At 62.2% G+C, this 18,678-nt stretch carries 21 protein-coding genes and 1 tRNA gene; 5 read left to right on the top strand and 17 right to left on the bottom strand.

All coding sequences use genetic code 11. The features are described from left to right. The first annotated feature begins 96 nt into the window (after positions 1-96). From ACZ0AV_RS20115 to ACZ0AV_RS20095, 5 genes are all read left to right on the top strand, one after another. The gene (locus tag ACZ0AV_RS20115; RefSeq protein WP_499152658.1) at positions 97-1,572 is read left to right on the top strand and encodes a sensor domain-containing diguanylate cyclase; all 1,476 of its coding nucleotides are present in this window, start codon (positions 97-99) and stop codon (positions 1,570-1,572) included. Next, on the top strand, positions 1,569-1,766 hold the full coding sequence (locus ACZ0AV_RS20110) for a cysteine-rich CWC family protein (protein WP_499152657.1): 198 nt from the start codon (positions 1,569-1,571) through the stop codon (positions 1,764-1,766). The genes ACZ0AV_RS20115 and ACZ0AV_RS20110 overlap by 4 nt, the downstream gene beginning before the upstream one ends. A gap of 6 nt (positions 1,767-1,772) precedes the next feature. Next, positions 1,773-2,465, top strand: a complete 693-nt coding sequence (locus ACZ0AV_RS20105) for a pseudouridine synthase (protein WP_499152656.1) — start codon at positions 1,773-1,775, stop codon at positions 2,463-2,465. 246 nt (positions 2,466-2,711) lie between these two features. Continuing rightward, entirely contained in the window at positions 2,712-3,596 is an 885-nt protein-coding gene (locus tag ACZ0AV_RS20100; RefSeq protein ID WP_499152655.1) for an alpha/beta fold hydrolase, read from the top strand. 98 nt (positions 3,597-3,694) lie between these two features. After that, positions 3,695-3,768, top strand: a tRNA-Gly gene (locus tag ACZ0AV_RS20095). A 122-nt stretch (positions 3,769-3,890) separates the two neighbouring features. On the opposite strand, the gene ACZ0AV_RS20090 is transcribed toward ACZ0AV_RS20095, so the two are convergent. The 17 genes from ACZ0AV_RS20090 to iscU all read right to left on the bottom strand — a co-directional run bounded on the left by ACZ0AV_RS20090 (position 3,891) and on the right by iscU (position 18,676). Beyond that, positions 3,891-4,514: a glutathione S-transferase family protein gene (locus ACZ0AV_RS20090; protein ID WP_499152654.1), complete on the bottom strand. Its 624-nt coding sequence runs from the start codon at positions 4,512-4,514 to the stop codon at positions 3,891-3,893. A 95-nt stretch (positions 4,515-4,609) separates the two neighbouring features. Next, on the bottom strand, positions 4,610-5,287 hold the full coding sequence (locus ACZ0AV_RS20085; RefSeq protein ID WP_499152653.1) for a type 1 glutamine amidotransferase domain-containing protein: 678 nt from the start codon (positions 5,285-5,287) through the stop codon (positions 4,610-4,612). Between the two features lie 282 nt (positions 5,288-5,569). Next, positions 5,570-7,042 (bottom strand): ribosome biogenesis GTPase Der, encoded by a 1,473-nt coding sequence (gene der / locus ACZ0AV_RS20080; RefSeq protein WP_499152652.1) that lies wholly within the window; start codon positions 7,040-7,042, stop codon positions 5,570-5,572. A 116-nt stretch (positions 7,043-7,158) separates the two neighbouring features. Beyond that, positions 7,159-8,310, bottom strand: a complete 1,152-nt coding sequence (gene bamB, locus ACZ0AV_RS20075) for an outer membrane protein assembly factor BamB (protein ID WP_499152651.1) — start codon at positions 8,308-8,310, stop codon at positions 7,159-7,161. After that, the gene (locus ACZ0AV_RS20070; RefSeq protein ID WP_499153411.1) at positions 8,303-8,941 is read right to left on the bottom strand and encodes a tetratricopeptide repeat protein; all 639 of its coding nucleotides are present in this window, start codon (positions 8,939-8,941) and stop codon (positions 8,303-8,305) included. The genes bamB and ACZ0AV_RS20070 overlap by 8 nt, the downstream gene beginning before the upstream one ends. Positions 8,942-8,975: 34 nt before the next feature. Next, entirely contained in the window at positions 8,976-10,265 is a 1,290-nt protein-coding gene (hisS, locus tag ACZ0AV_RS20065; RefSeq protein WP_499152650.1) for a histidine--tRNA ligase, read from the bottom strand. Between the two features lie 20 nt (positions 10,266-10,285). Beyond that, positions 10,286-11,398: a flavodoxin-dependent (E)-4-hydroxy-3-methylbut-2-enyl-diphosphate synthase gene (ispG, locus tag ACZ0AV_RS20060; RefSeq protein WP_092365460.1), complete on the bottom strand. Its 1,113-nt coding sequence runs from the start codon at positions 11,396-11,398 to the stop codon at positions 10,286-10,288. A gap of 1 nt (position 11,399) precedes the next feature. Beyond that, positions 11,400-12,431 carry a RodZ domain-containing protein gene (locus tag ACZ0AV_RS20055; protein ID WP_499152649.1) on the bottom strand — a complete coding sequence of 344 codons (1,032 nt, stop codon included), beginning with the start codon at positions 12,429-12,431 and terminating at the stop codon, positions 11,400-11,402. Further along, a complete protein-coding gene (gene pilW, locus ACZ0AV_RS20050; RefSeq protein WP_499152648.1) occupies positions 12,428-13,192 on the bottom strand; it encodes a type IV pilus biogenesis/stability protein PilW in 765 nt (254 codons plus the stop codon). The genes ACZ0AV_RS20055 and pilW overlap by 4 nt, the downstream gene beginning before the upstream one ends. Positions 13,193-13,202: 10 nt before the next feature. Then, the gene (rlmN, locus tag ACZ0AV_RS20045) at positions 13,203-14,351 is read right to left on the bottom strand and encodes a dual-specificity RNA methyltransferase RlmN (RefSeq protein WP_499152647.1); all 1,149 of its coding nucleotides are present in this window, start codon (positions 14,349-14,351) and stop codon (positions 13,203-13,205) included. 24 nt (positions 14,352-14,375) lie between these two features. After that, positions 14,376-14,807 carry a nucleoside-diphosphate kinase gene (gene ndk / locus ACZ0AV_RS20040; protein ID WP_042555298.1) on the bottom strand — a complete coding sequence of 144 codons (432 nt, stop codon included), beginning with the start codon at positions 14,805-14,807 and terminating at the stop codon, positions 14,376-14,378. Between the two features lie 139 nt (positions 14,808-14,946). After that, complete coding sequence (iscX, locus tag ACZ0AV_RS20035; protein ID WP_013792386.1) at positions 14,947-15,147, bottom strand: Fe-S cluster assembly protein IscX; 201 nt, start codon at positions 15,145-15,147, stop codon at positions 14,947-14,949. A gap of 14 nt (positions 15,148-15,161) precedes the next feature. Further along, positions 15,162-15,503: an ISC system 2Fe-2S type ferredoxin gene (gene fdx / locus ACZ0AV_RS20030; RefSeq protein WP_499152646.1), complete on the bottom strand. Its 342-nt coding sequence runs from the start codon at positions 15,501-15,503 to the stop codon at positions 15,162-15,164. A 3-nt stretch (positions 15,504-15,506) separates the two neighbouring features. After that, on the bottom strand, positions 15,507-17,372 hold the full coding sequence (hscA, locus tag ACZ0AV_RS20025; protein ID WP_499152645.1) for a Fe-S protein assembly chaperone HscA: 1,866 nt from the start codon (positions 17,370-17,372) through the stop codon (positions 15,507-15,509). 54 nt (positions 17,373-17,426) lie between these two features. Continuing rightward, positions 17,427-17,954, bottom strand: a complete 528-nt coding sequence (gene hscB, locus ACZ0AV_RS20020; protein WP_499152644.1) for a co-chaperone HscB — start codon at positions 17,952-17,954, stop codon at positions 17,427-17,429. After that, complete coding sequence (gene iscA / locus ACZ0AV_RS20015; RefSeq protein ID WP_070883323.1) at positions 17,954-18,277, bottom strand: iron-sulfur cluster assembly protein IscA; 324 nt, start codon at positions 18,275-18,277, stop codon at positions 17,954-17,956. The genes hscB and iscA overlap by 1 nt, the downstream gene beginning before the upstream one ends. A 12-nt stretch (positions 18,278-18,289) precedes the next feature. Continuing rightward, on the bottom strand, positions 18,290-18,676 hold the full coding sequence (gene iscU, locus ACZ0AV_RS20010) for a Fe-S cluster assembly scaffold IscU (protein ID WP_070883324.1): 387 nt from the start codon (positions 18,674-18,676) through the stop codon (positions 18,290-18,292). Positions 18,677-18,678 lie beyond the last annotated feature (2 nt).

Below are 18,678 nucleotides of genomic sequence, written 5' to 3'. Positions count from 1 at the left end.
CCCACAAGCGGGCATTTCCACCTGCCCACACGGCCCTGCTTGCGCCTCGACCGCACGCCCCATAGCATGGCGAGATTCCTAAAAGCAGCCAGCACGATGCCCTCACCTTCGCCCAAAACCGCCAGCCCTCGCTCGCTGGTGTTTCTTCTGCTCGTGCTGCTCGGCTGCGGTTTTATCGCCACTTCGCTGGCCAGCTACTACGCGGCCCTGGACTCGATCCGCGACGGCATCGTCAACAACGAGCTGCCGCTGACCTCGGACAACGTCTACTCGGAAATCCAGAAGGACCTGGTACGGCCCATCCTCATTTCCTCGATGATGTCCCGCGATACCTTCCTGCGCGACTGGGTGCTCGGCGGCGAGCAGAATGCCGAGCCCATGACTCGCTACCTGCAGGAAGTGCAGAGCCACTACGGCGCCGTCACCAGTTTTTTCGTCTCCGAACAGAGCAAGACCTATTACCAGGCCAAAGGCGTGCTGAAGAAGATCGACCAGCAGGCCGATCGTGACGCCTGGTACTACCGACTGCGCGACAGGCAGGAGCCCTACGAGATCAATGTCGATATCGACATGGCCAACGGCGACCGCATGACGGTCTTCATAAACTACAAGGTCTTCGACTATCAGCAGCGCTTCATCGGGGCCACCGGCGTCGGCCTGACGGTCGATGCCGTGGTGCAACTGATCGACGAGTATCAACAGCGCTATAACCGCCGCGTTTACTTCGTCGATGCCAACGGCCGCATCGTGCTCACGGGCGCCAACGGCGGGCCGCTGGGGGCGCGTATCGGTGACCAGTTGAGCGAGGTGCACGGCCTCGAAGGCCTGAACAGCAAACTGTCACACCCGCAAAGCGGCGACTTCTCCTATCAGGACCATGGCCACGGCCATTACCTCAACGTGCGCTTCATTCCCGAGCTGGACTGGTACCTGTTCGTCGAGACGCACGAGCATGGCGCACTGGCCAGCATCCGCCAGTCGCTGTACCTCAACCTGGCCATCTGGGCCGTGGTCACGCTGGTAGTGCTGCTGCTGGTGAGCCTGGTGCTGCGCCGCTATCAGGCTCGCATCACACTACTGGCGACCACCGACTCGCTGACCGAACTGCCAAACCGCCGCGGTTTCGAGCTGCTCGCCAACCAGGCCATCCAGGAAGCACGGCGCAGCCAAAGCCCCCTGTGTGCCCTGCTTCTGGACCTGGACGGTTTCAAGCAGCTCAACGACAGCCATGGCCACCTGGCAGGCGACGCCGTGCTGCGTGGCTTCGCCCAGCAATTGCGAGAGCGCCTGCGTCAGTCCGACATCACCTGTCGCTGGGGCGGTGAGGAATTCATCCTGCTGTTGAAAGACACCCCGCTCGACGCCGCCCGCCAACTGGGCGAGAAGATCCGCCAGCAAACCGAAAGCAGCACCTTCGAGTTCGCCGGCCAGACGCTGCACACCTCGACCAGCATTGGCCTCGCAGCGCTGCGCGACGGCGACGACCTGCAAGCACTGATCGCCCGTGCCGACCGCGCCCTGTACCGAGCCAAGCAGACAGGCCGCAACCGTCTGTGCGAAGAACCCCAATGAACAGCAGCCTTTGCCCTGTCTGCGGCCAGGCCAATAGCTGCGCGCAGGCCGCCAGCGATAGCCAGGTCGCGCATTGTTGGTGCTTCGAGGTAGAGATCACGCCACAGGCGCTAGACGATCTGCCTCCTGAAGCGCTGGATCTCGCCTGCCTCTGCCCTCGCTGCGCACAGGCGCGGCCAGCCCGGGAGCGCTGACTCACCATGCGCATCGACCGCCTGCTCGGCAACCTGCCACGTTTCAATCGCCAACATGCTCGCCGGCTGCTGGCTGAAGGCCGTGTACGCATCGACGCCCAGGTATGCCGCGACAGCCGCTACGACGTGCGCGTGTTCGATCGCGTAGAGGTCGATGGCGAAGTGGTGCAGGCGGGCAAGCCAGCGCGCTATTTCATGCTGCACAAACCGGTCGGCGTGGTCAGTGCCACCAGCCATCCCGAGCATCGCACGGTACTCGACCTGCTGGACGAGCCAGACAGGCACGAGTTGCACCTGGCGGGCCGGCTGGACCTCAACACCAGCGGCCTGCTGCTGATCACCAACGACGGCCTCTGGTCACGCCGCGCCACCGCGCCGGACGGCAGCCACGCCAAGGTCTATCGCGTCGAGACCGAGCAAGTCATCGACCCGGCGGCCGTCGAGGTGTTCGCCCAAGGTCTGTACTTCGCTTATGAAGACCTGACCACCCGCCCCGCCCTGCTGGAAATCCAGGCGCCGCACCATGCCAGACTGACGCTGCACGAAGGCCGCTACCACCAGATAAAACGCATGTTCGGCCACTTCCAGAACAAGGTCATCGGCCTGCACCGCCAGAGCCTGGGCGCCATCGTGCTAGACCCCGCCTTACCGCCCGGCGCCTATCGCACGCTCACCGATGCGGAAATCGCCAGCGTCTGACCAGCAATTGTCACTCGTGGCAAACGCCGCCAGCCACGCCACACACGCGATGCCTGCGCTTGCTGCGCAAAAGCGCCCACGCCCGGGAATCTTTCGATCCTGGCTTCCACCGCATCCGCTGATCACCAGATTCGCCAGCCGACATTGATTTGTCATGTCCAGGCGCTTTGCTAACCATTCGACATGCCCAGCTTGCGCCCTCGACCGTGCGCCGCATAACGCCAAATGCGCCAGGAGCAAAGACAGATGAAGCCTGCGACCGCTATCGTCAACGTCCACAACAGGTATAAGGTCTATACCGAGTTCCATGCCAACCCGGCGGCCAGGAAGACCATCGTTCTGGTCAATGGCTCGCTGGCAACCACCGCCTCCTTCGCACAAACCGTCAAGTACCTGGGCACCCGGTTCAACGTGGTGCTGTTCGACCAGCCCTACGCGGGCCAGTCCAGACCGCACAACCAGAACGATCACTGCATCGGCAAGGAAGACGAAGCGGCGATCCTGTTCGAACTGATCGCGCATTTCGACGCTCAGTACCTGATGTCCTTTTCCTGGGGTGGCATCGGCAGCATGCTGGCGCTGGTCGAACGCCCGGCCAGCCTGGAAAAGGCCGTGTTCGCCTCGTTTTCACCCATTCTCAACGAGCCCATGCTCGACTACCTGGGCCGCGCGCTGGTGTGTCTCAATCAGGGTGATGGCGACAAAATCGGCCACTTGGTCAACGACACCATCGGCCATTACCTGCCGTCGCTTTTCAAGCGCTACAATCACAAGCACATCAGCCGGCTCACGAGCCACGAATACCGGCAGATGCACGCCCACATCCAGCAGGTACTGCGCATGGGCGGCCACTGCCAGATGGCGAGCCTGGGCAGCATCGACATCCCGCTGCTGTTCATCAACGGCGAGCATGACGCCCACACCTCGCCCGCCGATGCCCGGCTGCTCGAACGGCACATTCGTGCCTGTCAGTTCGTCACGGTCGACAACGCAGGGCACTTCATCGACATCGAGCACAAGAGCGCCTGGCTACAAACCCAGAACGCCCTGTTCCGCTTCCTGCAGAGCAGTGGCAGCAGCCATACGCGCCAGAGCCGCCATCCCGACCTGCAGCACGCCATTGCCGTATGAGCACTGTAAAAAAGCGGGCCCGCGCCACTGCCCTGACATTTCTGACCGACGCGGGCTTCAATTTCCAGGCGACTTCCGGTATAAAGACGCACGCAAAAGCGGGCTTCGTATAATGGCATTACCTGAGCTTCCCAAGCTCATGACGAGGGTTCGATTCCCTTAGCCCGCTCCAGATCAGAAACATCAAAGCCCTGTTTTTACAGGGCTTTTTTGTGGGCGATTAAGAGTGTTAAGTGTTACGGCGTCGAGGTTCGCGGCAGATCATCCCGCTGGCTCGGCGCTCGCCCGTCTCCATCAGCCGTGGTTCTCCAGGGCCTGCGCCCGCTTCCAGCTTTCCAGAGCCGTCAGGCGCTGCAGGTAGGCCGCCACATTGGGATAGCGTTCACCCAGGCCCAGTTGCTGCACGACGGTGATCGCCACGAAGGCCAGCATGAAGTCAGCCCCGGACAGTGCGTCGCCAAGCACGAAGCGCCTGTCGGCCAGAAAGCTATCCAGATGCCCCAGCACCTTGTCGCACTCGGCCTGGGTATAGCCGTCCAGGAAAGACAGCTGGGTGCCGGTGCCCTGTTCGATCTGGGTGAAGATTTTCAGCAGCACCGGCACCATCGCCGAGCTTTCCGAAAAGTGCAGCCACTGCAGATAAGAAAGGTAATCGGGCGAGCTGAAATCAGGCTCCAGGCGCCGCGCGTAGCGGCGGATCAAGTATTCGACTATCGCCCCGGACTCAACCAGCAGCTGCCCGTCGATCTCGATGATCGGCGATTTACCCAGTGCGTGGATCCGCTTGAGAGAGTCCGGCGCCAGGTGGGTACTGGGGTTGCGCTGATAGCGAACCAGTTCGTAGGGCTCGGCAATCTCCTCCAGCAGCCACAGTATGCGCAATGAGCGTGAGGCGTTGAGGTGGTGCAGCGTGATCATGGGATGTCCTTTTTCAGGAAGCGGGCACCAGACGCAGACGGCTGAGCCACCTCAACGCGCCAGAAGACGCTACAAGAGGTTCAGCCGTACGCGGGTTACTGCAGTTGCGCCAGCAGTGCCTTGGCTGCAGCTTCGGAACTGGCAGGATTCTGCCCGGTGACCAGCTTGCCATCTTCGACCAGGTAAGACGCCCAATCAGGGCCCTTTTCATACTGGCCGCCGAGTGCCTGGAACTCGTCTTCGATCAGAAAGGGAACGACGTCGGTCAGTTCCACCGCAGCTTCTTCACTGTTTGAAAAGCCGGTGACGCGACGGCCCTTGACCAGCGGCGAACCGTCGGCGGCCTTGACGTGGCGTAGCACGCCCGGTGCATGACAGACAAAACCGATCGGCTTGCCGGCACGCTCGAAGGCTTCGATCAGGCTGATCGAGCGAGCCGACTCGGCCAGATCCCACAGCGGGCCGTGGCCACCCGGGTAGAACAGGGTATCGAAGTCGCCCTCGCTGACGCCGTCCAGTTTGACGGTGTTGGCCAGGGCCTGCTGCGCGGCCGGGTCGGCCTTGAAGCGCTGGGTATGCTCGGTCTGGGCGTCCGGCTGGTCGCTTTTCGGGTCCAGCGGCGGTTGGCCACCGGCGGGCGAGGCCAGCACCACCTCGGCGCCTGCGTCCTTGAACACGTAGTAAGGCGCGGCAAATTCCTCGAGCCAGAAGCCGGTTTTCTTGCCGGTGTTGCCAAGCTGATCGTGGGAAGTCAGCACCATCAATACTTTCATGTCGTTCCTGCCTGTGGCGTTAGTGTTCTGGTTAGTGGGCTAAAAAGGCCGGGAGTGCCCCAAGCTTTTCACGATGCGCGCAACGCAACGTATGGCGTAGCGTTCTGACGCAGACGTGTAGGCAATAACGGGCACGGGTCCGGCCGGCCGCTGGCATCGATTACCTGCCACCGAAACGAAAATGGGGCAGCTACCTTCGTAGCTGCCCCATTTGTCTGTCATTACCTGGCGGGCTCGTTCCCGCCAGGTAGTTGGCAGCTCATCGCCCGCCTCGCCTGCCAATCAGCGCTTGTCCTTGCGCTTCTTGTCGGCCTTCTTGTGGTGACTCATCAGACGGCGCTTCTTGTTCACCTGCCGATCGGTGAGGGTGTTCTTGTTGCCCTCATACGGGTTTTCGCCGCCTTTGAACTCGATACGAATCGGCGTGCCGACCAGCTTGAGTACGCGCCGGTAGGTGTTTTCCAGGTAGCGGATATAAGACTTGGGCACCGCATCGACCTGATTGCCATGAATCACGATCAACGGCGGGTTGGCACCACCCAGGTGGGCGTAGCGCAGCTTGATACGACGGTTGTTGACCATGGGCGGTGCATGCTCACGCACGGCATCTTCGAGGATCTGCGTCAGGCGGTTGGTCGGCCAGCGGGTGATCGCCGACTGGAACGAGGCCTGTACCGACTTGTACAAATGGCCGACGCCGGTGCCATGCAGCGCGGAGATGAAGTGGATGTCGGCGAAGTCGACGAAGAACAACCGGCGTTGCAGCTCGGTCTTCACGTAGTCGCGCTCGCTGGGCTCCATGCCATCCCACTTGTTCAACGCGATGACCAGGGCGCGACCGCTTTCGAGCACGAAACCGAGCAGGTTGAGATCATGGTCGACCACACCTTCACGGGCGTCCATGACGAACACCACGACGTTGGAGTCCTGGATGGCCTGCAGCGTCTTGACCACCGAGAACTTCTCCACTGCCTCGAAGATCTTGCCGCGGCGGCGTACACCGGCGGTGTCGATCAGCGTGTACTTCTCGTCGTCACGCTCGAACGGGATGTAGATGCTGTCACGAGTGGTACCGGCCTGGTCATAGACGATGACCCGGTCTTCACCGAGCATGCGGTTGACCAGGGTCGACTTGCCAACGTTGGGCCGGCCGATGATCGCCAGCTTGATGCCGTCCTTTTCGCTCGGGCCGGGAATACGCTTGGGTTCTTCGCCCTCGGCAACAATTTCGGGCTCTTCGCCGTCTTCCGGCTCGCCGGCATCCTTGGGGAAGCTGCCCAGCGCCGCTTCGAGCATCTGGGTGATGCCACGGCCATGGGCGCCGGCGATAGGCAGGGCTTCGCCCATGCCCAGTGGTGAGAATTCGGCGCGGGCCAAATCAGGGTCGAGGTTGTCGACCTTGTTGACCACCAGGAAGCTGCGCTTGTTGCGCTTGCGCAGGTGCTCGCCAATCATCTGGTCGGAGGCGGACAGCCCGGCACGGGCGTCGACCAAAAACAGCACGGCGTCGGCTTCCTCGATGGCCTGCAGGGACTGCTCGGCCATCTTCGCATCGATGCCTTCTTCGTCACCGGAGATGCCACCGGTGTCGATCACGATATAGGTACGCCCCTGCCATTTGGCCTCGCCGTACTGGCGGTCGCGGGTCAGACCCGAAAGGTCACCGACGATCGCGTCGCGGGTGCGGGTCAGGCGGTTGAACAGGGTGGATTTGCCGACGTTCGGCCGACCCACCAGGGCAATTACGGGAACCATTCGGCTCTCCACTTCGTTATTTCAGAAAATACAAAAGCCGCTGCACAGGCAGCGGCCACAAATCGTGCACTGGCAAAAGCGGGCGCTCGGCGATACCGAGCGCCCGCCTCCGCGGCTTACTTGATGGTCAGCGCCACCAGTTTGCCGCCGTTGCCAAAGGCATACAGCCAGTCGCCGACGACCAGCGGACGGGCACGCAGCCCATCGCTGTCAATACGGGTGCGACCGACGAAGCGACCGTCAACCTGGCTGATCAAGTGCAGATAGCCCTCGAAATCGCCAAAGGCGACGTAGCTGGAGAACACAGCGGGAGCCGACAGTTGGCGACGCGCCAGGGCATCATTGGTCCACAGGGCGGAGGCCGAGCGTTCGTCGACGCTTTCCACGGTGCCGCTGGCCAGGGTCACGTAAACGTTGCCGAAGCCCTGGGCGACGCCCATGGAGCTGGAGGCTTCGCGCTGCCACAGCACGCGGCCGCTTTCCAGATCCAGGGAAGCCACACGCCCCTGGTAGGTCACTACATACAACTGGCCACCGGAAAGCAGCAGACCGCCGTCGATGTCGACGATACGGTCCAGCTCGGAACGCCCTTGCGGAATGGCGACACGTTGTTCCCAGACCGGAATGCCACGCTGAGCATCCAGGGCGATCACCTTGCCACTGGACAAGCCGGCGATGGCCAACTGGTTGGTCAGTACCGGGCTGCCGGTGCCGCGCAGGGTCAGTACCGCCGGGGTGTTTTCGAAGATCCAGCGTTGCTGGCCGCTGTAGGCGTCCAGAGCAACCAGGGTGTCGTCCTGGGTCTGCACCAGCACGGTGTCGCTGCTGATGGCCGGCGCCGACAGCACTTCGCTCGGCACCCTGGCGCGCCATTTTTCTTCACCGCTGGACGAATCCAGAGCGATCACTTCACCCTTGAGGGTGCCGATCACGACCATGCCGTAACCAGCCGCGACGGCGCCGGAAACCGGTACTTCGAGCTCTTTCTTCCAGGACACGTCACCGGTGGTGCGCTCCATGGAAACGATCAAGCCATTGATATCCGCGGCAAAGATCTGCTCGCCGTCGACCACAGGCTCGAGCATGTTGTAGATCTCGCCCTGCCCGTCACCAATCGAACGGCTCCACTCCTTTTGCAGCTTCACCTCTTCCTTGAAGTCGGGCAGCTCGGCTGGCGGCAGTTCTTTCTTGCTGTTGCTGCTGCAACCGACGACCAGAACGGCCAGGGCCAGCAGTGCGGCATTCTTCCAACGCATCACGTCATGCATCCCCTTTGGCCAAGTCGTCGATCTTCATCTGCAAGCCGCCCACGGCGGCCTCCTCAGACAACGCACCCTTGGCTTTTACGTAAGCAGCGTGGGCGTCGTCGGTGCGGCCCAGCTTGGCCAGCAGATCGCCTTTGAGTTCTTCGCGGCTGGCCAGGTAGGCCTGGTCGGCGTCGCCATCAAGCAGCTTCAGGCCTTCCTCGGCCTTGTCCTGAGCGGCCAGCACACGGGCCAGGCGCTGGCGAGCGAGCTCGCCGAGGGTGTCGTTGGCAGGCTTGTCGACCACGCTGCGCAGTTCAGCGGCGGCGTCATCGAGCTTGCCGGTCTCGACCGCGACCTTGGCCACGAACAGGCTGCCGTACTGTGCGTACTGGGTGCCGCCGAAATCGTTCTTCAACTGCCCGGCCAGCGTTGCCACTTTGGCTGCATCGGGCTGACCGCTCGGGGTCAGGGCCGCTTCGAGCAATTGCTGATAGACGATCGAAGCGCCCTCGGCCTGATTGCTCTGGTACTTCTGCCAGGCCTGCCAACCGAACACGGCGATCAGCGCCAGAGCACCACCAGCCAACAGCGGCTTGCCGTTACGCTGCCACCAGTCTTTCAGGCCGGCCAGTTCATCATCATCGCTATTCAACGCCACCCCAGATACTCCTTAATCGCTAAATCGCTCAAGCCTGCTTGATGCAGGACGCCAGATGGCCGGCCAGATCCGACCAGGCAATGCTTTGTTGTTCGCTGTCATCGCGCAAAGGTTTGCAACCTACCACGCGCTTGGCCAGTTCGTCCTCACCCAGAATCAGAGCATACAGGGCTCCGCTCTTGTCGGCCTTCTTGAACTGGCTCTTGAAACTGCCACCACCGGCATTGACCAGCAGGCGCAGCCCCGGCACTTCATTGCGCAGGTTCTCCGCCAGGGTCAGTGCCGCCAGCTCGGCAGCCTCGCCAAAGGCGCAGATGAAAGCGTCTGCCGGGCGATTCAATTGCGCGGGTACGCGCTGCAGGGTCTCCAGCAGCAACACCAGACGCTCGACACCCATGGCGAAGCCGACACCCGGCGTCGGCTTGCCGCCGAACTGGGTGATCAGGCCGTCGTAGCGGCCGCCGGCACAGACAGTGCCCTGGGAGCCGAGCTTGTCGGTGACCCACTCGAACACCGTACGGCCATAGTAATCCAGGCCGCGTACCAGCTTTGGGTTGATCTCGTAGGCGATGCCGACCGCATCGAGACGAGCCTTGAGGCCCTCGAAGTGCAGCCGGGATTCTTCGTCCAGGTAATCGTGCAGCGTCGGTGCGTCGGCAAGCAGCGCCTGGGTGGTCGCCACTTTGCTGTCGAGGATGCGCAGCGGGTTGGTGGTCAGGCGCCGCTGGCTGTCTTCGTCGAGCTGGTCGAAACGTTCTTGCAGATAGGCCACCAGGGCCTCGCGATACACCGCACGGGCTTCGCTGGAGCCCAGGCTGTTGAGCTGCAGGGTGACTGCGTCGCTCAGGCCCAGTTGCTTCCACAGACGCCAGGTCAGGGTGATCAGTTCGGCATCGATGTCTGGCCCAGGCAGGTTGAAGACTTCAACGCCGATCTGGTGAAACTGCCGATAGCGGCCCTTCTGCGGCTTCTCGTAGCGGAACATCGGGCCCGCGTACCACAGCTTCTGCACCTGGCCGCCGCCGGTCATGCCGTGTTCGAGCACCGCACGCACGCAGCCAGCAGTACCTTCCGGGCGCAGAGTCAGGGATTCGTTGTTGCGGTCGAGGAAGGTGTACATCTCCTTGTCGACCACATCGGTGCCTTCGCCGATACCACGGGCGAACAGTTCGGTGAACTCGAGGATCGGCAGGCGTATTTCCTGGTAGCCGTAGCTGTCGAGCAGCGTTGCCAGGGTAGTTTCCAGGTAACGCCAGGCCGGGGTCTGCTGCGGCAGAATATCGTTCATGCCACGAATGGCTTGCAGGGACTTGCTCACTTGTTTTCCTTAGGCACGGATCAGCCGCGCACGATCACTGCCGCGTCGGCTGCGACCTTCTCGGCCGCCCTGGCACGAATCAGCCTTTCCAGCTCATCGACCAGGTTGGTGTTGGTCAGCTTCGAGACAGGCTTGCCATCGATATAGACCAGGTTGTTCGGGCTGCCGCCGGTGAGGCCGATGTGCGCCTCCTTGGCCTCGCCGGGGCCGTTGACCACGCAGCCGATCACCGCGACGTCCAGCGGCACCAACAGGTCCTCGACGCGGGTCTCAAGCTCGTTCATGGTCTTGACCACGTCGAAGTTCTGGCGCGAGCAACTCGGGCAGGCGATGAAGTTGATGCCCCGCGAACGCAGGCGCAGCGATTTGAGAATATCGAAGCCGACCTTGATCTCTTCCACCGGATCGGCCGCCAACGAGATACGGATGGTGTCGCCGATACCATCGGCGAGCAACATGCCCAGTCCCACCGAAGACTTCACGGTACCGGAGCGCAGGCCGCCGGCTTCGGTGATGCCCAAATGCAGCGGTTGCTCGATCTGTTTGGCCAGCAGGCGGTAGGCCTCCACGGCCATGAACACGTCGGAGGCCTTCACGCTGACCTTGAAGTCAGGAAAGTTCAGGCGGTCGAGGTGTTCCACGTGACGCAACGCCGATTCGACCAGCGCTTCCGGGGTCGGCTCGCCGTATTTCTTCTGCAGGTCTTTTTCCAGCGAGCCGGCGTTGACGCCGATGCGGATCGGGATGCCCTTGTCGCGGGCGGCCTCGACCACCGCCTTGACGCGGTCTTCACGGCCAATGTTGCCAGGGTTGATGCGCAGGCAATCCACCCCCAGTTCGGCCACGCGCAGAGCGATCTGGTAGTCGAAGTGAATATCCGCCACCAGTGGCAGGTTGACCTGTTGCTTGATCCGCCCGAAGGCCTCGGCAGCGTCCATGTCCGGCACGGACACGCGGACGATGTCGGCACCGGCGGCTTCGAGACGGCGAATCTGCTCGACGGTAGCGGCGACATCGTTCGTGTCGGTGTTGGTCATGCTCTGCACGGCGATGGGCGCATCGCCCCCGACCGGAACCGAGCCGACCCAGATTTTGCGGGACAGACGACGTTTGATTGGCGATTCACCGTGCATATTACTGTCCACCTAACTTCAAGCGTGCGGTCTCACCGGAGATGTGCGGCGTCACGTCGACCGCAGCGCCGTTGTAGCTGACCTGCGCACCACGGGCAAAGCCCAGGCGCAGCTCGAGTGGAGCGCGGCCCCGTGCGTCGAGGCTGTCGCCGGCGCGTTTCAGGCCGCTGGCAATGACTTTGCCGGTAGCATCGGTGACCTGAACCCAGCAGTCGGCCGTGAACCTCAGGCTTAGCAGGCCCTCACCGGCGGCAACCGGTGCCTGAGGCTGAGCGGTCGCGGCAGGTGCCTGGACCGCAGGCGCAGCCGGCACTGCAGGTGTGGCTGGCATGTTTGGCGCCGCGGGCTGGGCAGGCGTGGCGGCCGGGTCAACCGGAGCCGCCTGGCCGGCCGGCGGGTTCTGCTCCAGCAATTCACTGGCGGTGGCTTCCGGCGCGCTGCTGGCGACATTGCCAGACTGCTCGGCCGGTACGTTAGGCAGCGGCAATTCGGTGCCCTGGCTCTGGGCTTCCGCCACGGCCTGATCTTCCGGCTCGTCGAGCGGGTGGATCTGCGTGCTGCCGTCGGCGCCATCGACTTCGACGTGACCCATGCCGACATTCTTCAGGTCGTCGAGCTGCCAGCCCTGATCCTGCCACCAGTAGAAGCAGGCTCCACCAACACCGAGCAGCAGCAGGAAGCTGACCAGCCGCAGAATACTCTGCGAGTAACGCGTCGGCTCTTCGATGCGGCCAAGGGCGTGCACACTGCTGCCGGTGGCATTGCTGCCGGTGAACTGATCGAAATCGGCAACCAGAGGCGCCTGCTCCAGGCCCAGCAGTTTTGCGTAGGCACGGATGTAGCCGCGGGCGAAGGTATTGCCCGGTAGCTTGTCGAACTCGCCGGCCTCCAGTTGGGTCAGGCGGGTAGGCGTAAGATTGAGCTGGGTCGCCACTTCGGCGACCGACCAGCCCCTGCTCTCGCGCGCAGCACGCAGCGCTTCACCAGGATTGACGCGATGAGCTGCTGCAACTTCAGGTTGGGCCGCTTTCATCTTTGCTCCGACAGATATTGCTGATATTCCGGCGTACCGGGATAAAGACGTTTCAACTGCAAGCCGATGCTGGCGGCGCGGTCACGATCCTCGAAAATCGTCGCCAGGCGCGCACCAAGCAGCAGGCTTCGCGCGTTTTGTTCGGCGATGGCGCTGTAGGCATCGTAATAACTACGTGCCGGCACGTACTGCCTATCTTCGTAGGACAGGTTGGCCATTTCCAGCAGCGCACGCGGCTGACGGCTGTTGAGGCGCAGCGAACGTTCGAAATAGGTTTTCGCCTGCTCGCGCTGCTTGAGCATCATGGCGGTCATGCCCATGTTCTCGAAGACCCGCGCACGCTCGGGATAGAGGCTGTCCTCGGCGGCCAGGCTGTAGCGCTCCATCGCTTCCTTGTAGCGTTTCTGCTCGAACAGGAAACCGCCGTAGTTGTTCAGCAGGCGGGCGTCCCTGGGATTGCTCGACAATGACTTGCGAAAATGCTCGTCGGCCAGTTTCGGCTCCATCTCACGCTGGAATACGAGGGCCAGTACGGCATGCGCGTCAGGAGCGGAAGAGTCGATGTCCAGGGCGTTTTTCAACGGCACCTTGGCCGGTCCCGTTTCACCCTGCTGCAGGTAACCAATGCCGAGCTGGACGAAAGAGTCGTAAGCCTTCTTGCGGCCTTCGGACGTTTTCATCGGGTCGACATCACCGGTCGAGACACAGCCGGTGAGCAGACTGACACTCAGCAGAAACAGCAGGGAACGCAGCACGGTCATGGAGATCCTCTCAGGTACGGCTGGCGGTGGGACGCGGTGCATCCGCGTCGCCGCTCAGTTGGCGCACGGCGATGTAACGCTCGCTGCGGCGGGTACGGTCCATGACCTGGCCAACCAGTTGCCCGCACGCCGCGTCGATATCTTCACCACGAGTGGTGCGCACCGTGACGTTATGCCCGGCTTTTTGCAACAGTTCCTGGAAGCGGCGAATGGCGTTGTTGCTCGGGCGCTCGTAACCGGAGTGGGGGAACGGGTTGAACGGAATCAGGTTGATCTTGCAGGGGATGTTCGCCAGCAGCGCGACCATTTGCTCGGCATGCTCGAGTTTATCGTTCACGTCCTTGAGCAGGGTGTACTCGATTGTCAGCACACGTTTCTCGCCCAGGCCTGACACGTAGCGCTTGCAGGCAGCCAGCAGCATGTCCAGCGGGTACTTCTTGTTGATCGGCACCAACTGGCTGCGCAGCTCGTCATTGGGTGCGTGCAGCGACAGCGCCAGGGACACGTCGATCACCTCGGCCAGCTTGTCGATCATCGGCACCACACCGGAGGTCGACAGGGTCACCTTGCGCTTGGAGATGCCGTAGCCGAGGTCGTCCATCATGATTTTCATGGCGGCGACGACGTTGTCGAAGTTCAGCAGCGGCTCGCCCATGCCCATCATCACCACATTGGTGACGGCGCGGTCGATCTTCGCCGGCACGCTGCCGAACGATTTGCAGGCGATCCACACCTGGCCGATGATCTCGGCCGCGGTAAGGTCGCTGTTGAAACCCTGCTTGCCCGTGGAGCAGAAGCTGCAGTCCAGAGCACAACCGGCTTGCGAGGAAACGCACAGGGTGCCACGCCCGCCCTGGGGGATGTACACGGTTTCCACGCAACTGCCCGATGCCACGCGTACGACCCACTTGCGCGTGCCATCGGTAGAAATATCTTCGCTGACCACTTCTGGCCCGCGAATGTAGGCAGCGGCCTCGAGCTTCTCGCGCAAGGCCTTGCCAACGTTGGTCATGGCGGCGAAATCATCGACGCCAAAGTGGTGAATCCACTTCATGACCTGACCGGCACGGAAGCGCTTTTCCCCGATGCTGTCGAAGAATTGCTCCATTTCCGGCTGGGTCAGGCCCAGCAGGTTGATTTTGCCGTTCGTGTCGGTCATGACGTCACCTTCGCACGCTTCGCCTTAGCGAATGCGGGCGTTTACCTCAGTAGCGGAGAAGAAGTAAGCGATTTCGCGAGCAGCGGACGCTTCCGAGTCGGAACCGTGAACGGCATTCTCGTCGATGGAAACGGCGAAGTCGGCGCGGATGGTGCCGGCAGCCGCTTCTTTCGGGTTGGTAGCGCCCATCAGCTCACGGTTCTTGGCGATGGCGTTTTCGCCTTCCAGTACCTGGACGATAACCGGACCGGACGTCATGAATGCAACCAGGTCCTTGAAGAAGCCGCGCTCGCTGTGCTCAGCGTAGAAGCCGGCCGCTTCACGCTCGGACAGTTGCAGTTGCTTGGAGGCAACGATGCGCAGGCCGGCTTTCTCGAAACGAGTGGTGATCTCGCCGATGACGTTTTTAGCGACGGCATCAGGCTTGATGATGGAGAAGGTACGTTGAACAGCCATGTGAAACTCCAGAAACGGTGATTAAAGCCAAAAATTAAACCCGCGAATTATACGCGGGTTCCAGTCAAAAGCATAAGAGCGGAGCCACTGTTACAGCCCCTCTTTGCACGCCCGGGCCGCCAGTAGCCGCCCGGAATGATCATTGCGCTTCTTCGATCCAGGCAGCCTGAATGGCTTCCAGCACCTTTTCGCCACCACGCTGAGGGTCGTCGGAAAACTCCGGCAGCTCGACCACCCAGCGGTGCAGCTGGACAAAATTCACGTAACGAGGGTCGACATCCGGCTTGCTGTCGGCGAGCTGGATGGCGATTTCGAGAACATCAACCCATTTCAGGCTCATGCTGGGCTTCCTGATCAGTGCGGCGCTTCGGCGGCATGGTTGAGCGAATACTTGGGAATTTCGACCGTGATGTCATGCTCACCGACGATCGCCTGACAGGCCAGGCGCGACTGCGCTTCCAGACCCCAGGCCTTGTCGAGGTAGTCTTCCTCGAGCTCGTCGGCTTCGTTCAAGGAATCGAAGCCCTTGCGCACGATGCAGTGGCACGTGGTGCAGGCGCACACACCACCACAGGCACTTTCCATCTCGATATGGTGCTCGTGGGCCAGCTCCAGAATCGACGTACCGGCCTGCGCCTCGACCGCCAGCCCCTGCGGGCAGAATTTCTCGTGAGGCAGAAAAGTTACCACGGGCATCAGTTATTCCTCGATCTCATTCAGGCTACGCCCGGCCAGCGCGGCTTTTACCGTCGAATTCATGCGCCGGGCTGCAAAGGCATCGGTCACCTGCGACAGACGCTTGGTCTGCTGCTCGATGGCCAGGCCATCGGTGCCCGTCAATAATTTACGCAACTCCTGCATCTGCAGATCGATCACCAGGCGCTCTTCGGCATCCAGCAGCCGCTCACCGTCGACCTGCAACGCACCTTCCACGGCCTCGAGCAAACGCTGCGCGTCGACCTGCTGCTCGCGCAGGACACGGGCTGCCTTGTCGCCACCGGCGTGCTGGAAGGAGTCTTGCAGCATGCGCGCCACCTCACCATCGGTGAGGCCGTACGAGGGCTTGACCTGAATACTGGCTTCAACGCCGGAGGCCAGCTCGCGGGCGCTGACGCTCAGCAGGCCGTCGGCGTCCACCTGGAAGGTCACGCGAATCTTCGCCGCCCCGGCCACCATCGGCGGAATGCCACGCAGCTCGAAACGCGCCAGGGAGCGGCAATCGCTGATCAGCTCGCGCTCACCCTGCAGCACATGGATCATCATGGCGCTCTGGCCATCTTTGTACGTCGTGAATTCCTGCGCACGGGCCACCGGAATCGTGGTGTTGCGCGGAATCACCTTCTCCATCAGCCCGCCCATGGTTTCCAACCCCAGGGACAGCGGAATGACGTCCAGCAACAGCAATTCTTCACCATCGGCGCGGCGGTTGCCGGCCAGGGCATCGGCCTGAATGGCGGCGCCGATGGCGACCACTTGATCAGGGTCGATATCGGTCAGCGGCTGGCGCCCGAAAAGTTCGCCGACAGCCTCACGCACACGGGGTACGCGTGTCGACCCACCGACCATGACCACGGCGCCCACTTCATCGAGCTCGATACCCGAGTCACGCACCGCACGGCGGCAGGCTTTCAGGCTGCGCGCCACCATGGGTTCGATAAGCGCCTGGAACTCGGCACGGGACAACACACCACGCCATTCGCCATGAGCAACCTCGATGCTCTCGGCATCGGTGAGTGCTTCCTTCGCGGCGCAAGCCGTCTGCAGCAAGCTGCGCTGGGCTCCTGGCTCGATATCGGCAGACAGGCCGGCCTGCTCGACGATCCAGCCGGCAATGGCGTGATCGAAATCATCGCCCCCCAGGGCGCTGTCGCCGCCGGTAGCCAATACCTCGAATACCCCGCCGGTCAGGCGCAGGATGGAAATGTCGAAGGTGCCGCCGCCCAGGTCATAGATCGCCACCACGCCTTCGGCGTTCTGATCGAGCCCATAGGCAACCGCAGCAGCAGTGGGTTCGTTCAGCAGACGCAGCACGCTCAGACCGGCCAGACGCGCGGCGTCCTTGGTGGCTTGGCGCTGGGAGTCGTCGAAATAGGCCGGCACGGTTATCACCGCGCCAACCAGCTCACCACCCAACGTGGCCTCCGCGCGCTGGCGCAATACCCGCAGAATATCGGCGGACACTTCCACGGGGCTCTTCAACCCCTGCACGGTGTCGATGAACGGCATATGCGACTCGCCGGCGACGAAGCGGTAAGGCAACTGCTCACCCAATTGCTTGACGTCAGCAAGGCCGCGCCCCATCAGGCGCTTGACCGAGAGGATGCTGTTGAAGGGGTCGCTGGCAGCGTCGCGCCGGGCCGCTTCACCAACCTCGACACGATCAGCGTGGTAGCGCACGGCCGAAGGCAGAATCAGGCGCCCCTCACTGTCCGGCAGCGGCTCGCTGACGCCGCTGCGCACGGCCGCGACGAGGGAATTGGTGGTGCCCAGGTCAATGCCGACAGCCAGACGACGCTGGTGGGGTTGTGGGCTCTGTCCGGGCTCAGCAATCTGCAATAAAGCCATAGGTAGTCGGTGCTTATCTGGGTATCAGGCACGGCCACGGCAGCCGTACGTGCATTAATCGTCGAGGCGCTCTTCCAGCTGGCGCACCTCGTGGGAAAGCTTGTCGAGGAACTGCATGCGGCGCATCAGGCGTTCAGCCTCTTCTCGGCGCGCATTGTCCTCCCAAGCCTCGGCAAAACGTTCGTTCAGCTCCTGCTGGGCGATCTTCAGGCGGCCCTTGAAAGCGGCCACACCAGCCAGATCGGCCTCGTCCTGCAGGTCTTCGAGCTCCTCACGCCACTGCATCTGCTGAAGCAGAAAGTCAGAATCCTGCACAGTGACTTCCAACGGCAGCTCCGGGCCTCGCATCGCCAACAGGTAACGCGCCCGCTGCGAATCGCTCTTGAGCGTGCGATAGGCCTCGTTGAGGCTCGCCGAGCGCTCCAGCGCCAGGCGCTGTTCACGCTCGGAGGCATCGGCGAAGCGATCCGGATGGACGCTACGAGCCAGCTCGCGATAACGCGTGGCCAACTGATCGAGATCCAGGCGAAAGCTCGGCTGCAACTCGAACAGGGCGAAATGGCACGGACCGGAACTGTTCATCAGATGTTGAAGCTTTCGCCACAGCCACATTCGCCACGGACATTAGGGTTGTTGAACTTGAAGCCCTCATTCAACCCTTCCTTGACGAAATCCAGCTCTGTGCCATCGAGGTACACCAGGCTCTTGGGATCGATGATCACCTTGACGCCATGGCTCTCGAACACCTGGTCTTCGCCGGCGGTTTCGTCGACGAACTCCAACACGTAGGCCAGACCGGAACAGCCCGTGGTGCGGACACCCAGGCGGATACCCTCACCCTTTCCGCGCCCATCCAGGGAACGCTGAATATGCTGGGCGGCAGCCTGAGTCATGCTGATAGCCATCGACCAACCTCCTTAAAGCAGACCTTTCTTCTGTTTGTAATCGCGCACCGCCGCCTTGATGGCGTCTTCGGCGAGAACGGAACAGTGAATTTTCACAGGCGGCAGAGCCAGTTCTTCGGCAAGCTGGGTATTGCTGATGGTGACAGCCTCGTCCAGGGTCTTGCCTTTCATCCACTCAGTCGCCAGAGAGCTGGAGGCGATGGCGGAGCCACAACCGTAAGTCTTGAACTTGGCGTCTTCGATAACGCCAGCGTCGCTGACCTTGATCTGCAGACGCATCACGTCGCCGCAAGCCGGCGCGCCGACCATGCCGGTGCCGACGTCAGGATCTTCCGCGTTCATCTTGCCGACGTTGCGCGGGTTCTCGTAGTGGTCGATGACCTTTTCGCTGTAAGCCATGT

The sequence above is a fragment of the Pseudomonas sp. AC532 genome, from assembly GCF_979258965.1.
This window is presented reverse-complemented; position numbering and strand designations above follow the sequence as displayed.